At 40.8% G+C, this 13,335-nt stretch carries 14 protein-coding genes; 9 read left to right on the top strand and 5 right to left on the bottom strand.

Annotation, left to right across the window (positions count from 1 at the left end):
- Positions 1-64: 64 nt before the first annotated feature.
- Positions 65-430, top strand: coding sequence for a DUF6464 family protein (locus IQ264_RS27560; RefSeq protein WP_193984963.1), 366 nt, complete (start codon positions 65-67; stop codon positions 428-430).
- A 7-nt stretch (positions 431-437) separates the two neighbouring features.
- On the opposite strand, the gene fmt is transcribed toward IQ264_RS27560, so the two are convergent.
- Together fmt and IQ264_RS27570 are read right to left on the bottom strand one after the other, a co-directional pair.
- Positions 438-1,442: a methionyl-tRNA formyltransferase gene (gene fmt, locus IQ264_RS27565; protein ID WP_193984965.1), complete on the bottom strand. Its 1,005-nt coding sequence runs from the start codon at positions 1,440-1,442 to the stop codon at positions 438-440.
- 25 nt (positions 1,443-1,467) lie between these two features.
- Positions 1,468-2,226 carry an OmpA family protein gene (locus IQ264_RS27570; protein WP_193984966.1) on the bottom strand — a complete coding sequence of 253 codons (759 nt, stop codon included), beginning with the start codon at positions 2,224-2,226 and terminating at the stop codon, positions 1,468-1,470.
- Positions 2,227-2,601: 375 nt separating this feature from the next.
- On the opposite strand from IQ264_RS27570, the gene IQ264_RS27575 reads away from it, so the two are divergent.
- Complete coding sequence (locus IQ264_RS27575; protein WP_228061865.1) at positions 2,602-3,501, top strand: hypothetical protein; 900 nt, start codon at positions 2,602-2,604, stop codon at positions 3,499-3,501.
- Between the two features lie 32 nt (positions 3,502-3,533).
- Here IQ264_RS27575 and IQ264_RS27580 read toward each other — a convergent pair whose 3' ends face one another.
- Positions 3,534-4,031, bottom strand: coding sequence for a TIGR00725 family protein (locus IQ264_RS27580; RefSeq protein ID WP_193984967.1), 498 nt, complete (start codon positions 4,029-4,031; stop codon positions 3,534-3,536).
- Between the two features lie 21 nt (positions 4,032-4,052).
- Here IQ264_RS27580 and IQ264_RS27585 point away from each other — a divergent pair, with 21 nt between their 5' ends.
- Both IQ264_RS27585 and IQ264_RS27590 read left to right on the top strand, forming a co-directional pair.
- Positions 4,053-5,021 carry a DUF389 domain-containing protein gene (locus tag IQ264_RS27585; protein ID WP_193984968.1) on the top strand — a complete coding sequence of 323 codons (969 nt, stop codon included), beginning with the start codon at positions 4,053-4,055 and terminating at the stop codon, positions 5,019-5,021.
- Between the two features lie 517 nt (positions 5,022-5,538).
- Positions 5,539-6,249 (top strand): hypothetical protein, encoded by a 711-nt coding sequence (locus IQ264_RS27590; RefSeq protein WP_193984969.1) that lies wholly within the window; start codon positions 5,539-5,541, stop codon positions 6,247-6,249.
- Positions 6,250-6,480: 231 nt separating this feature from the next.
- Here the strand turns inward: IQ264_RS27590 and IQ264_RS27595 are convergent, their stop codons facing one another.
- Positions 6,481-7,362, bottom strand: coding sequence for a 4-hydroxybenzoate solanesyltransferase (locus IQ264_RS27595; protein WP_193984970.1), 882 nt, complete (start codon positions 7,360-7,362; stop codon positions 6,481-6,483).
- A gap of 310 nt (positions 7,363-7,672) precedes the next feature.
- Between IQ264_RS27595 and IQ264_RS27600 the strand changes: the two genes are divergently transcribed.
- A complete protein-coding gene (locus IQ264_RS27600; protein WP_193984972.1) occupies positions 7,673-9,322 on the top strand; it encodes a Ppx/GppA phosphatase family protein in 1,650 nt (549 codons plus the stop codon).
- Positions 9,323-9,391: 69 nt separating this feature from the next.
- Positions 9,392-10,180 carry an Rpn family recombination-promoting nuclease/putative transposase gene (locus IQ264_RS27605; RefSeq protein WP_193984974.1) on the top strand — a complete coding sequence of 263 codons (789 nt, stop codon included), beginning with the start codon at positions 9,392-9,394 and terminating at the stop codon, positions 10,178-10,180.
- Between the two features lie 144 nt (positions 10,181-10,324).
- Here the strand turns inward: IQ264_RS27605 and IQ264_RS27610 are convergent, their stop codons facing one another.
- On the bottom strand, positions 10,325-10,615 hold the full coding sequence (locus tag IQ264_RS27610) for a hypothetical protein (protein WP_193984976.1): 291 nt from the start codon (positions 10,613-10,615) through the stop codon (positions 10,325-10,327).
- A 202-nt stretch (positions 10,616-10,817) separates the two neighbouring features.
- On the opposite strand from IQ264_RS27610, the gene IQ264_RS27615 reads away from it, so the two are divergent.
- The 3 genes from IQ264_RS27615 to IQ264_RS27625 all read left to right on the top strand — a co-directional run bounded on the left by IQ264_RS27615 (position 10,818) and on the right by IQ264_RS27625 (position 13,307).
- The gene (locus IQ264_RS27615; protein ID WP_193984978.1) at positions 10,818-11,615 is read left to right on the top strand and encodes an MlaE family lipid ABC transporter permease subunit; all 798 of its coding nucleotides are present in this window, start codon (positions 10,818-10,820) and stop codon (positions 11,613-11,615) included.
- Between the two features lie 137 nt (positions 11,616-11,752).
- Complete coding sequence (locus IQ264_RS27620) at positions 11,753-12,139, top strand: DUF3119 family protein (RefSeq protein WP_193984980.1); 387 nt, start codon at positions 11,753-11,755, stop codon at positions 12,137-12,139.
- A 22-nt stretch (positions 12,140-12,161) separates the two neighbouring features.
- A complete protein-coding gene (locus IQ264_RS27625; RefSeq protein ID WP_193984982.1) occupies positions 12,162-13,307 on the top strand; it encodes a DUF3086 domain-containing protein in 1,146 nt (381 codons plus the stop codon).
- The last annotated feature ends 28 nt before the right edge of the window (positions 13,308-13,335 follow it).

A 13,335-nucleotide genomic window follows, 5' to 3' on the forward strand; every position in this document is an offset into this window, starting at 1 on the left:
TGTCCCCCCCGCCCTTCTTTGCGATAACATCACAATGTAGTACACCGCACATCTCAAGTCAGTTATGGAACCAGATTCATTACCAACTGAGGTGATTTTGACGTATCCGCGTCGTTCTCTGGGTAAAATCAACCTCGACTGGACACCTCAACCCGGAAACTATCTCGATTTAGAAGGTAAAACTTACGCGGTTTTAGAACGCAGTCACCGCTACCAATATAAGCTAGGTGGCTATCAACTCCATAAAATCGCGCTTTATGTCCAATCAGCGCCCAATACTGCTGACAAAAGTTTATATGATGGACGCTGGGTAGTGGGAGATGCTAGTTGTCGGTTTAACGCACATTCGGAAATTATGCGTTGTGCTGTTAATCCAGAGGGGCCATGCGATCGCTGTCGCCATTATGAATCATTACCCACTACTCAATAAAGTTCCATCACTGACCATTTTCTAACACCTCGCCTACGGTTAAACGAGTTCCGTTCACAAAATCCCATCCCGACTGGGGACGTTTACCAGCTATTTGAACTTCTCGAAGTAGCAAAAGTCCCTCTCCGGTTTGAATGATGGGGCCTATTCCCTTGGCAAGACTTACGACTTCCCCAGGCTTACCAAGATATGAAGATAAATTATCCCAATCTTTTTCTAACACTTGTAAGGATGGCGGTAAATCTGCCCAATACTCGGAGCCAAGGGGCGCAGTAGCGGTAATTTTGAGCGAATTTCCCCGTAAAGTTGCTACACAATCGGGATAAAATCCTCGAATTTGGTTGTGTAATGCGATCGCTTTTTGTGACCAATCGATCGAATAATCGGGCTTTTTAATCAGGGAAGCATAAGTAGCTTGAGAATCATCTTGGGGAATGGGTTCAATTTCTTGGTGCTGTAATTTTAACAGAGTTTCTATTAACAAATCTGCTCCTAATTGAGATAAAACCTTAGCTAAATCTAGGGAATTATCTAATAGTGCGATCGGTGTATATGCTTTTAACAACATTGCACCAGTATCCATCCCTGCATCCATCAGCATGGTAGTAATACCAGTTTCCTTTTCCCCATGATATAAACACCATTGAATTGGTGCTGCACCTCGGTATTTCGGCAAAATTGAACCGTGAACATTTACACAACCAATTTTGGGCATATCTAAAATTTGCTGAGAAAGTATTTGCCCATAAGCTACTACCACAAATACATCGGCAGCAGCAGCTTGCAATAAATCGAGAGTTTCTTGATCTTTTTTAATTCTTGCTGGTTGCCAAACTGGTAATTGGTGAGTTAAAGCTAACTCTTTCACTGGAGAAGGTATTAATTGATTACCTCTACCGCGACGTTTATCCGGTTGAGTAACTACAGCCAAAACTTCCAAGTCTGGGTGATTTAACAGTTTTTCCAATGTGGGAACTGCAAATTGTGGTGTGCCAAAAAAGATGATCTTCATTCAGTAAAAATCTAAAATCTAAAATTTACTGGGGGTTTACTTTAATTTCTACTCTGCGGTTAAATTGCAGGTTGGTTTGATTTTCATCGTTAACTAAAGGACTAATTTCGCCGTAACCTACAGGTATCCAGGTATAGGATTTACCCAAGGTAGAGGAGAGATATTGTGCGATCGCTTCTGCTTGGCGAAAAGATAACGCACGATTGTTACTTACTTCACCCACACTATCAGTATGTACACCAATAACAACAGCTGCGCCTGGGTATTTTTTTAACTCATCAACCAACTTATCCAAAACTGGTTTTCCTTCAGTTAATAGGTAAGTTTGGTTATCTTCAAACAAAACATCCGCAGGAATTTTTCCAGCGAGAGTGTCTGGATTAACCAGCGGTTCAGTAGATAAAGCTAATTGACTAGCTGTGGGCAGTTTAGCCAAGTTTATCCTTAATTGTTGCCGAATTGCTTTAATTCTGGCTTCTAGTTTAGGGCTACTGCCCCTCGTCTTTAACTGTCTTTCTAAACGTTGTAACTCTCTTTCCAGTTGCTTCCTTTGCGCCGTTGTCAGTAGCGGCTTCGTGTCTGATTGAACAGCAACGTTAGGATTATTACTATTATCATTAGCATCCATCCCCGGAAGTATTTCCGGTATTTTAGTTACCAAAGGTTTTTCCGGGATTGATGCAGGATAAACAGTAGCTAATGCCACACCTAAAAGGGCAGCAAAACCACCTCCCACCACCAACAATAAAAACCTAAACAGAAAAACTAAGAAAAATCGCCCCATATTGATTTTAATAAGTTTATCGGGAGCCAGAAAAACTTACTCCTCTTGAGCCTTTTTTGTCAAGTCACCTAAGAACTAATTTCAGTGGAGCGCAAAATTATCTGATGAATTTGGGTGTGGGGTGTGGGGTGTAGGGGTTAGGGAAAAGAGTCGGGCTTAAAGGGGGAAAGTTCTATGGAGGAAATTTTCTTTCTTGCTGTTTCCGGTTTCCTGTTCTCTTTTTCGATCGGATAAAACAATCAGGGAAAAAAATCTTAAAAACTATAAACAATTTCCCATCTGCTCTAGCAATTTCTCCAGATATGTATAGAATATGCTCAACCGTTCCTTTGGCCGTTCCTCCTTACACTAGAAGCGATCTCAAGAGAAACATCCATGTTTAAACGTCCACTGCAAATCGGTCTGTATCTAATTAAGCCACGCCAGTTAGCCCTTGCAACTGTGATATTTCTGGCTTCCGCTTTAGTTGCGGGAAATTTATCAGCTTCGACTAAAAGGGTAGTACGCGCAAAGCCTGTTACCCAAGAGATACCTACTAATCAAAAAACCGTTCCCCCAGTTCGCGCTACTCCACCAGCAGTAGAACCTTCTCAGCTACAAGTCGATCCTTTAGAAAGTCCCTATCCTGTACCTTGGAATTGGGTGATGTCCACTCATGAACAGGTGAGTTCTACTAAAGGTTCGGGAGTTCGCTTCTACCGCACTCCTTCAGTGATTTCGCCAGATGGTAAGTATGCCGCTTACAGTCGGGTGCAACTACAGGTTAAGCCGGAATTGTATAAGAGTCATGTTAGCAGTGTGATGTTTGTGGAGAATTTGCAAACTAAACAGTTGCGAGTTGTGACGGCTAGTTCTCCTTTAGCGAACAATCCGAATAAAGCTAAAGAAGCAGGGGATATGCCAGGGATTGTGACTATTTTAATTCCGGTTTCTTGGTCGGCAAGTGGCGATCGACTTTTGGCGCGTCAATTTGAAGGTAGCCTTAGCGCCTCAGATGCTTCTGACTATGCAGTAGTTTGGGATCGCAATAGTGGTCGCAGTAAGACAATTTCTCCTAGTAATGCTGGCGAATTTGGTCAGGCTATTTTGTTAGGTTGGAGTAAAGTTAATCCGCAAGATGTGATTTTCCAAGCTGGGGAATTAGGTGACGAAAATCGTCAATTATGGGCTGTTAATATTCAGGGGAAAACGATCGCCGCTAAACAAGAAGACCAGCCGATCGTTTTTGGGCAAACAGTTAAACAAGCTTGGGCAGGGCCTCAAGTTAGTTGGTAATCAAGTCCCCGATTTCTTAAAGAAGTCGGGGATTAGAGTGTCTCTAACAACAACTTAGTGACTAACTCAATAGCTGAAACCGGATTTTCAGCGATCAAAATTTGATTTTTGGCTAAATTCTGAAAGAAAAATTTACTATTCTCATCATTATTTAACAAAATTACTTTTTTATTTACTTTCAAAGCTAAAGCGATTTCGGAAGCGGTTCCAGCACCCATACCACAAGCAATAATCACATCACTGGAAAGCACATTAATATTATTTCGTGCATTTCCCAAATCGGTAACAATTGCAATATCAACAGCTTCCGAAGCAGTGGTATTATTAGACGAAGGAAGAATACCAACGGTTAAACCATTAGCGGCTTTTGCACCTTTACTGGCAGCATCCATTACACCTTGATTTCTTCCACCTGTGAGCAATACCCATCCAGCTTGGGCAATTAATTTTCCCAGCTGATAAGCATTTTCTAAATCAAGGTCTGTGGCGTTTACGCCTGGGCCCATGACACCAATGATAATTTTTCTCATCACATTTTCTCACTTTTAAATATGACAAAAATATCTTTAGATAGTGTTCAAAAAATGCGGCAGGAATTACTGGAAGATTCAGAATTAGATAGTAATTTTATGATTCTGACAGTAGGTGCTTGTTTAATTGCTACCTTTGGCTTAGTTGCTAATAGTGCAGCTGTAATTATTGGGGCAATGATAGTAGCACCATTAATGATGCCGTTGCGGGGAGCAGCTTTTGGGGCTTTGGACGGAGATCCAAAGTTATTCGGAGAAGCCGCTAAATCACTAGCTGTTGCCACTTTATTTGCTACTCTAGCCTCATGGTCGATCGGGCGTGTAATTGGTTTACCCGATTTTGGCTCGGAAGTTCTGGCTCGCACTGAACCAACTTTAATAGATTTGGGAGTGGCTGTAACCGCTGGAGCAATTAGTGGTTTTGCTAAGGTTAGACCAAAAATTATTGATGCTTTTGCCGGAACTGCGATCGCAGTTGCCTTAATGCCTCCCATCTGTGTAGTTGGCTTAAGTTTATCTCAAGGTCTTTGGAATTATAGTTGGGGCGCTTTCTTACTTTATCTCACCAATCTTTTGGGCATTATCCTCGCCTGTATGTTGGTGTTCATCAGTGCTGGTTATGCTAAGTACAACCATGCTTTTAGTTGGACTTTAGGTTTTGCAAGCATTTTACTGATCCCTCTGGGAATCAGTTTTTTCCAACTTCTCAGACAAGCGCAACTTCACCATAATATCAAGACGATTCTGCTCAACCAGACTATTACGTTCGGAAAATTGATGGAACTGAAATATACCAATGTTGACTGGTCAGCCAAGCCACCAAAAGTTTTCTTGACAGTGCGATCGAAAAACCTTGTTACTCCCAACCAAGTTCGCCTAGTAGAAGAATTTCTTTCCAAAGAAATGGGTAGACCTTTTACTCTAGTGTTTCAAGTTCAGCAAATTCAGGAAGTCAGAGCCAAAGACTCCGTAGAACCACCTAAACCATAATTTTTCTCTAGTCACTTCTATAGGACTTACGTGAAGGCTCTATTTGTAGGGTGCGTATAGCACCCTACAAATAGAGCCTTCGCTAAAGTGCTAACTTAGCGTACCATTCCACCATATTTAGCGTCAGTGCGTAAGTCCTATTCGAGTTATTTTTATTTGCTTGTAAATTTAACTTACGGATTCGTGTATTCACACAAACTTCAAACAGCCGCTACCAAGGTGAGTTGGCTGCAAACCTTATCAATTTCACCTGTTAGCAGATGCGGACAGAAACATCTGAGACTAAATCGATATAAAGTTTATGTAAAATTACTGAGAGAAGCTTGTATTTACCAGTAAACTTACTTAGGGTATGAAATAAGCAACTAGATAAGAACTGATTTACTCAGTAGTTTCAGGTTCTTATCTGTCAGTTCGAGTTACAATTGCCTACGTAGCTCTTACTGGGGAATGTTGGCTCGGCTCTTTTAGCATCTAATCATTCAAGCAAACGGCTTAGTCTAGGGGAATCAGTTCAATGTCTATGAATAATGTAATAAACACAATATTAGAAAATGCTGCTAAAACTAGGGAAAACAGTTATGGAAAATTACCAGCAAAAATACCGACAATAAAGTTAGTTACAAACCCTTCGCAATTAAGAACTAGCGATATAGTAGATTGGGGAACAATTGGTAAAGAATTTGATTTTATTTCTAGTCCTTTGTTAGTTCATTCTCCCAATGGAGTTCAACTAAAACTAAGTTCTTTCGGAACCTTTCTACGGCTTAATGAAGGTAGCGGCATTAAAGCAAATTTTTCATCAGGAGACAAACTACTGTTTTTAGAATTTGCCGACAGTGCTATTACAATTGATTTTAGTACTCCGGTTTCTGGTGTTGGTACTCAAATTCAAAGAGCATTTTTTGGTGCTTTTACCGGAGTACTTGAAGCTTTTGATAGCAGTGGTAAAAGTTTAGGTAAATTCAGTGTTTACACTAATAACAATGCTAATGATGACGCAGCACCATTTATCGGCGTACTGAGTCAAACGGCTAATATTAGCAGAATTACTTTATATGTACCGGAAAATGGTGGTTATGGCTTTACTATTAACGGGTTGCATATAGTAAGTCGATTGGATAAACCAACTGTTACGCCTAGTTCCTTGGAATTTAATAGAGTGAAGTCTGCGGGTACAGGATTGAATATTTATAAGTGCAGTAATAACGTTTATATTGCTCCTTAAAAAAGAAGAGTAAGGGTAGGATTATATTACTGAGATCTTGCACTCAGAGGCAGAGCCTCTGTTTTTCGTTCCCAGGTTGAACCTGGGAACGAGGTCTAGGGAGCTTCTACCTTCGCTGCGATCTTAAGAGGACTTGTATAGTTTGTGTAATTGTAGGGGCGGGTTTAGACGACAATCCTTGATTCCCACACACCACTTCCCAACAAAACCCGCCCTTTCTATACTTATTAATTAAAAAATCAATCCCCAAATCATTCCCGCAAGTAATCCAAACCCAATCCACACATTTTGGCGAAATATTTGCCCATAAACAGGTCTTGGTAAATCAGCGTTGCGTAATTGAGAATAATGCCAAATCCAGCTAACTATTGCTATTGCAAAAGCTACCCAAAAGCCGAAATGTAGCTGCATATCTATACCTAACCAAGCAAGCAAAACCGCAGTCCCAAAAAAGAAAATTCCCACCGATTCAGGGGCAAATTGCCCAAAAAATAAAGCACTAGAATTAATCCCAATTCGTCGATCGTCCTCTTTGTCACTCATGGCATAGACAGTATCAAATCCTAGTGTCCAAAACACTGTTGCACCCCAAAGCAACCAGGTATCAAATTCTAAATTTCCTACTGCTGCACTCCAACTAATTAATACGGCAAAACCCCAAGCAATTGATAACACTAATTGGGGGATGGGAAAGACTCGTTTAGCTGTGGGGTAAAAAATAATTACGGGAATTGCGGCGACGCATAACCAAAAGCTTAAAGGATTGAGATAAAGTGCTAAAACACCTGCACAACATAACGCGATAATGGCAATAACAATTCCGGTGCGAATTGATAAAGCGCGAGAAGCTAGGGGACGTTCTTTGGTTCTTTCCACTTGCGGATCAATATCTCGATCCCACAAATCATTCACAACACAACCTGCTGCACTTGTAGCTAAACTCCCTAAGACAATTACGCCGACGAGTGGCGCTGGTGGTGTGCCCCTGGCTGCTAAAAATACTGCCCAAAGTGCAGGTATCATTAAAATTAAACGTCCTGCTGGTTTATCCCATCTCAGCAGTCGAATTATAGTAGCGCCGGGAAAGGTTTGCTGTGTGTCTTGAGTGAGCATAGTTTGACTACGATATCAATCTTTTTCTTTAGTACTAAAAATATCGTTACATTATTTTGTTTTATTTTTGTAAAAAGTTTCTTTTTGCCTAGAGAAACCTAGTTTGACACTCCCTGCAATAAATTGACGATTCAAAATTCTGTAAGGGCGGGTTTTGTTGTTAATTCTTTGACGGCGATTACAATATTGTCTACTAAACCCGCCCCTAAAAATCAAAACTTTCCTCTGTTCTCTTCGTTGGGAAAGGACGAGAAAAACTGATATTATTCCTGAAGGGAGGGGGTGAAGGCTGTCAACCTAGATACTTTTTATGGGAAATGCTGTTGTGGAAAATCAAGTAAATATTCCTAGTGCTGCTTCTGAAAAAAACCGCATTCTCGCTGCTATTGATATGGGGACAAATTCGATTCACATGGTAGTGGTGCGAATTATCCCGGAATTACCAGCTTTTATGATTATTGAACGGGAAAAAGATACAGTAAGGTTGGGCGATCGCGATCCCAATACCCATAACTTAAAACCAGAAGTCATGCAAAAGGCAATTTCGACTTTACATCGTTGTCGAGAAGTTGCCAAAAGTTTGAATGCAGAACAAATTATTGCTGTGGCGACTAGTGCGGTACGGGAAGCACCTAATGGGCGAGATTTTCTCAAGCAAGTGGAAGCGGAAACAGGGTTAGTTGTCGATTTAATTTCTGGACAAGAAGAAGCGAGAAGGATTTATTTAGGCGTTTTGTCGGGGATGGAATTTAATAACCAACCTCACATTATTATTGATATTGGGGGCGGTTCTACTGAATTAATTTTAGGAGATAGTCACGAACCGCGATCGCTCAGTAGCACTAAAGTTGGCGCAGTCAGACTTAGCGCCGAATTTATTACCACCGATCCGATTAGTAACTCGGAATTCTATTACTTGCAAGCTTACATTCGGGTAATGTTAGAAAGAGCGGTTGACGATTTAAAAGCTAACTTAAAACCCGGTGAATCTCCTCGTTTAGTAGGCACTTCGGGGACGATCGAAACTTTAGCCATGATTCACGCCAGGGAAAAATTTGGGATGATTCCTAACCCTTTAAATGGCTATCAATTTACTTTAAAAGATTTACGAGAAACTGTAAATCGCCTGCGGAGAATGAATAACGCCGAACGCGCTGCTATACCAGGAATGTCCGATCGGCGATCGGAAATTATTTTAGCTGGCGCTTTAATTTTACAAGAAGCCATGTCTTTATTAGGCGCAGAAAGTCTCACTATTTGTGAGCGAAGTTTGCGGGAAGGCGTAATAGTTGATTGGATGCTGACTCATGGTTTAATTGAAGATCGGTTGCGTTATCAAGGTTCAGTTAGAGAACGCAACGTCTTCAAAACTGCTCAAAAATATCGAGTTGATTTAGCACATAGTCAAAGAGTTGCAGAATTTGCGCTTAGTATCTTCGATCAAACCAAAGGTAAATTACATAATTGGGAAGAATCAGAAAAAGAATTGCTCTGGGCTGCGGCTATTTTACATAATTGTGGGCATTATGTAAGTCATTCAGCACACCATAAGCATTCTTATTATTTAATTCGCTATAGCGAGTTACTTGGTTACACGGAAACAGAAATTGAATTAATTGCTAATTTAGCCCGGTATCACCGAAAAAGCGCCCCCAAGAAAAAGCATGATAACTATCGAAATTTACCGACAAAAGAATATCGGCAAATGGTGAGTCAGTTGAGTGCATTACTGCGAATATCTGTGGCATTAGATCGCAGACAAATTGGTGCTATTAGTCGCGTGGAATGTGAATATAGTCCCCAGTTGGCAGAACTTCGGTTAAAACTTTTCCCCACTTTCCCAAATGATGATTGCGCCTTAGAACTTTGGAGTTTAAATTATAAGAAAGACTCTTTTGAAGCTGAGTATAGCTTGAAATTGGTTGCTCAATTGGAACCTACTGCTGTTACTGTTGGTTAAGATAGGTACAACTAACTTGCCAAAGTTGAGATTGCGCGATCGCCCTTAGATCTGCGAAAATAAAAATTCATGAAAACAAACAGCCTGTTTTATCACATATTGCAAAGTTTTCCCAGTATCTTCTTTGAACTGATTGGACATCCGCCAACAGAAACCAGCGGTTATGAGTTTCAATCTGTAGAAATCAAAGATACAAATCAAATAATTGATGGGATATTTGTTCCTGCTAAACGCACCCGTCAACCGATTTATTTTGTTGACGTGCAATCTCAATTTGATGAGGATTTTTACTATCGATTTTTTACAGAAATCTTCCTTTATTTAGGTAAGAATAAATCTAACAGAGATTGGTTTGCTGTGGCGATTTATCCCCGTCGTTTTATTGAACCAGTTGTTCCCAGACCTTACCAATGGTTAGTAGAAAGCGATCGCATCAAGCGTTTGTACTTAGATGAATTAGGATTAGTTGCTAATCAATCATTGGGGTTGGGAATGTTAAAATTGCTTGTGGAAGATGAAGCTAAAGCCCAACAAAGAGCAGAGTATTTAATTCATCAAATTCAGCAAGTAACCCCTATAAGTGAACAATTAAAACTGGGGGAATTATTGACGAAAATTCTGGCTTATAAATTCCCACAATTGGGAATTCAGGAGTTAACAAAAATGTTTGAATTAAGCGACTTAAAACAAAGCAAACTTTATCAAGAAGCTAAGACAGAGGGTAAATTAGAAACTGTGCCTCTGTTATTAGAATTAGGATTGACTGTGGAAAGAATTGCTCAAGAATTACATTTAGATATTGTCGAAGTTAAGAAAGCAGCTAAAGATTTTGCTGGACAAGAAACTACTTTGGAATAGCTGTTTTGGTGACTGGGGACTGGGGATTGGGGATTGGGGAATTAGCGTGAGATTAAAGAAGTGATAATGTAGAAGAAATTTCACGTAAAATTCCATAGGTGTTTATACCACCAAAAATCTCCAAGTCTTGAATTTTCTCAGGGTTTAATCTCCCCGTAGTGTTTGATACCTGTAGGAAGCGTATGTATCAAAAATTGCCCCTACCAGAGCGAAAGTAAATCCGATCGCTAAAACGCCTTCCATCGGGGAACCGCCACCAAAGATTTCCAGAAACTTCGCCAGTCCCTCAATCCCAGACTGACAAAGAATTTCAAAACCGGGAACGAAACCCACCACACACAGACCAACGATGATTGCACCAATCAGAATTACAGGAGCTACGAAACTGAGGGCAGTTGTCAGCAGCAAGCGAAAGAACTTCGGTAGAATACTCATGTTCGGAAATGGTATTGCAATTGAACTGAGTCACGACAAGTTGATCGATCAACTCCGTCACTATATACAATAAGCGCTATACCCAGATTTTGACCCAAAGTTTAAAAATCTTAAATCTTCCTTAAGAAATCAGAGGAAAATCTATAAATTGTGTAACAAAGCAGTTTGCTACTGAGGGCTAAGGGAATAGGGAATATATATAGTGAGTGAAACATCTTCTAATTCTGATTTAGAGAAATGGGGACGGCGTTTAGTAGCGGCGATTTTCCTGGGTGGACAAGTCATAGTTCATTTACTCAAAGGCAAAATTCATCGGCGCAACACCTTAGAACAAATGGCAACGGTTGGGCCAGAATCATTGTTGATTGCCCTGATCACGGCTGCTTTTGTGGGGATGGTGTTTACAGTGCAGGTGGCGCGGGAGTTCATTAGTTTGGGCGCAGGTAACACTGTCGGCGGAGTTTTAGCATTAGCATTAGCCCGGGAACTGGCACCGATTCTGACTGCTGTAGTATTAGCTGGAAGAATTGGTTCAGCTTTTGCGGCGGAAATTGGCACAATGAGAGTCACAGAACAGATTGACGCTCTGTATATGTTAAGAACAGATCCGATCGACTATTTAGTAATTCCCCGTGCGATCGCCTGTTGCCTAATGTTGCCAATTTTAACAATTATGAGTTTAATCACTGGCTTGTTAGGCGGGTTAATCATTTCTAGTAGTATATATGGGATCTCACAGGCAGTATTTTTAGATTCCGTGCGGAACTTCCTCTCCGTTTGGGATGTTTGTAGTGGCGAAATTAAAGCTTTTTGCTTTGGCGCGTTAATTGCTGTTATCGGTTGTAGTTGGGGTTTAACTACTTCCGGGGGTGCCAAAGGTGTGGGACAATCAACCACAACTGCTGTAGTAACTGCCTTGCTAGCGATCTTTATTAGTAACTTCTTTTTGAGTTGGGTAATGTTCCAAGGAACAGGCAGTGCAGTTTTGCAAGGTTTGTGAGTCAGGGTACTGGGGATTGGGGACTAGGGACTGGGAAAGTTCAATTAGTTGAGTTTTACAAGTTCTACCAAGGTTTGTGAGATACTAACCTTTTAAAATAGTATTGACTGGTGTTTGTAAGTTAGGAAAGAAAGACGGTGACTACGGCTACTCCGATCGGATCGCAACAAACTGTTGAATTAGCTCCCAGCTACACCATACCTTTAGTTTTAGTTTTGGGCGCAATACCATTTTTAGTGGTGCTACCTTGGCTGAGTTTGGCAATTGCAGTTTTTGGCTTGTTTCTGTTGTTCCAAACTGTCACCCTCCGGCTAAAATTTACGCCCACAGCTTTAGAAGTGTGTCGAAGTCAAAAAGTGATTCGCAACTTTCCTTACTCCGAATGGCAAAATTGGCGAATATTTTGGCAACCTGTACCAATTTTGTTGTACTTCAAGGAAATTAAAAGCATTCACTTTGTACCGATTATTTTCGATCCCAAAATGCTACAAACTTGTTTAGAACAGCGTTGTCCCCGGAATTAGTTGTTATTTGTTATTACTTTAAATGAATTCAGACTCATCCCCCCTGCAAAAATCAGACTCAGAGCCAAAAGTTGATCCTTGGGCAGATCCAGAACCGGAAAATGCCACAGTTGAGCAAATTCCCATAGCATTAGAAACCCAAACTTCTGATTTCAATTCAGTACCAGTATTGACTAATTCATCACCAGAAAATGAAGTAACTACCTGGGAACAAAGAGTAGCAGACTTACAGCAGCAAGAACGAATACTCAAACAACAAATTGCTAGTTTGCAAGGTGACTACACTCAACAAATAGCAGAAATGCAAACTGCTATGAGTCGGGTAGTGCAAGAAAGTTTGCGAGATTTAGAACAACGGCGACAAACTTTACAATTAGCAGTTGAACAATTAGAACGTCGCCAAGAACGCATTCGCAATGAAATGAAAACAACTTTTGCTGGTGTTTCCCAAGATTTAGCAATTCGGGTGCAAGGTTTTAAAGATTATTTAGTTGGGAGTTTACAAGATTTAGCAACGGCGGCGGAACAATTAGATTTAGTTCCGCAATCTGAAGAATCAGAAATGGTAGAAGTTAAAGAGGCAAAACCTGCAAAAAATACTTCTGTAACTCCTCAATTTGCGGAACAAGGTTTCGAGGAACAAGCAAAGACAATTCGCAGATTATTAGATCAATATCGCAATCGTCCAGATTATTATGGCCCGCCTTGGCAATTGCGCCGCACTTTTGAACCTGTTCATGCAGAAAGAGCTTCTCAATGGTTCTTTTCTCAAGGTGGAAAAGGTGCGTTGCGATCGATGGGAACTCGCTTACAAAATATCTTAGTAGCTTCGTCAATTATCTCGGTTTTAACTGAGTTGTATGACGATCGCCTCCGCACTTTAATTTTGGCAAATAGTCCCGAACGTTTGGGAGAATGGCGACGCGGTTTACAAGACTGTTTAGGCATTTCTCGTGGCGATTTTGGGCCCGATCAAGGTTTGGTTTTATTTGAAGCGCCTGAAGCCTTGGCAGTCAAAGCAGAAAGGACAGTTAAAGAGGGAGATTTGCCGTTTATTATTATTGATGAAACAGAAGATAAAATTAGTCTTTCTGTGTTGCAATTTCCCCTTTGGTTAGCCTTTGCACCCGATCCGCAATCTCCTAGCTATTCTTCCGATCGATATTAGTTGGGGACTGGGGACTGGGGACTGGGGG

Source organism: [Phormidium] sp. LEGE 05292 (assembly GCF_015207735.1).
Lineage (GTDB): Bacteria > Cyanobacteriota > Cyanobacteriia > Cyanobacteriales > Aerosakkonemataceae > Floridanema.

Excerpts from the sequence above, each read along its gene's own strand:
- IQ264_RS27560 (WP_193984963.1), top strand. The coding sequence starts at position 65 with ATGGAACCAGATTCATTACCAACTGAGGTGATTTTGACGTATCCGCGT.
- IQ264_RS27610 (WP_193984976.1), bottom strand. The coding sequence starts at position 10,615 with ATGAGTATTCTACCGAAGTTCTTTCGCTTGCTGCTGACAACTGCCCTC.
- IQ264_RS27600 (WP_193984972.1), top strand. The coding sequence starts at position 7,673 with ATGGGAAATGCTGTTGTGGAAAATCAAGTAAATATTCCTAGTGCTGCT.
- IQ264_RS27625 (WP_193984982.1), top strand. The coding sequence starts at position 12,162 with ATGAATTCAGACTCATCCCCCCTGCAAAAATCAGACTCAGAGCCAAAA.
- IQ264_RS27590 (WP_193984969.1), top strand. The coding sequence starts at position 5,539 with ATGTCTATGAATAATGTAATAAACACAATATTAGAAAATGCTGCTAAA.
- IQ264_RS27570 (WP_193984966.1), bottom strand. The coding sequence starts at position 2,226 with ATGGGGCGATTTTTCTTAGTTTTTCTGTTTAGGTTTTTATTGTTGGTG.
- IQ264_RS27585 (WP_193984968.1), top strand. The coding sequence starts at position 4,053 with ATGACAAAAATATCTTTAGATAGTGTTCAAAAAATGCGGCAGGAATTA.
- IQ264_RS27575 (WP_228061865.1), top strand. The coding sequence starts at position 2,602 with ATGTTTAAACGTCCACTGCAAATCGGTCTGTATCTAATTAAGCCACGC.
- IQ264_RS27605 (WP_193984974.1), top strand. The coding sequence starts at position 9,392 with ATGAAAACAAACAGCCTGTTTTATCACATATTGCAAAGTTTTCCCAGT.
- IQ264_RS27580 (WP_193984967.1), bottom strand. The coding sequence starts at position 4,031 with ATGAGAAAAATTATCATTGGTGTCATGGGCCCAGGCGTAAACGCCACA.
- IQ264_RS27595 (WP_193984970.1), bottom strand. The coding sequence starts at position 7,362 with ATGCTCACTCAAGACACACAGCAAACCTTTCCCGGCGCTACTATAATT.
- fmt (WP_193984965.1), bottom strand. The coding sequence starts at position 1,442 with ATGAAGATCATCTTTTTTGGCACACCACAATTTGCAGTTCCCACATTG.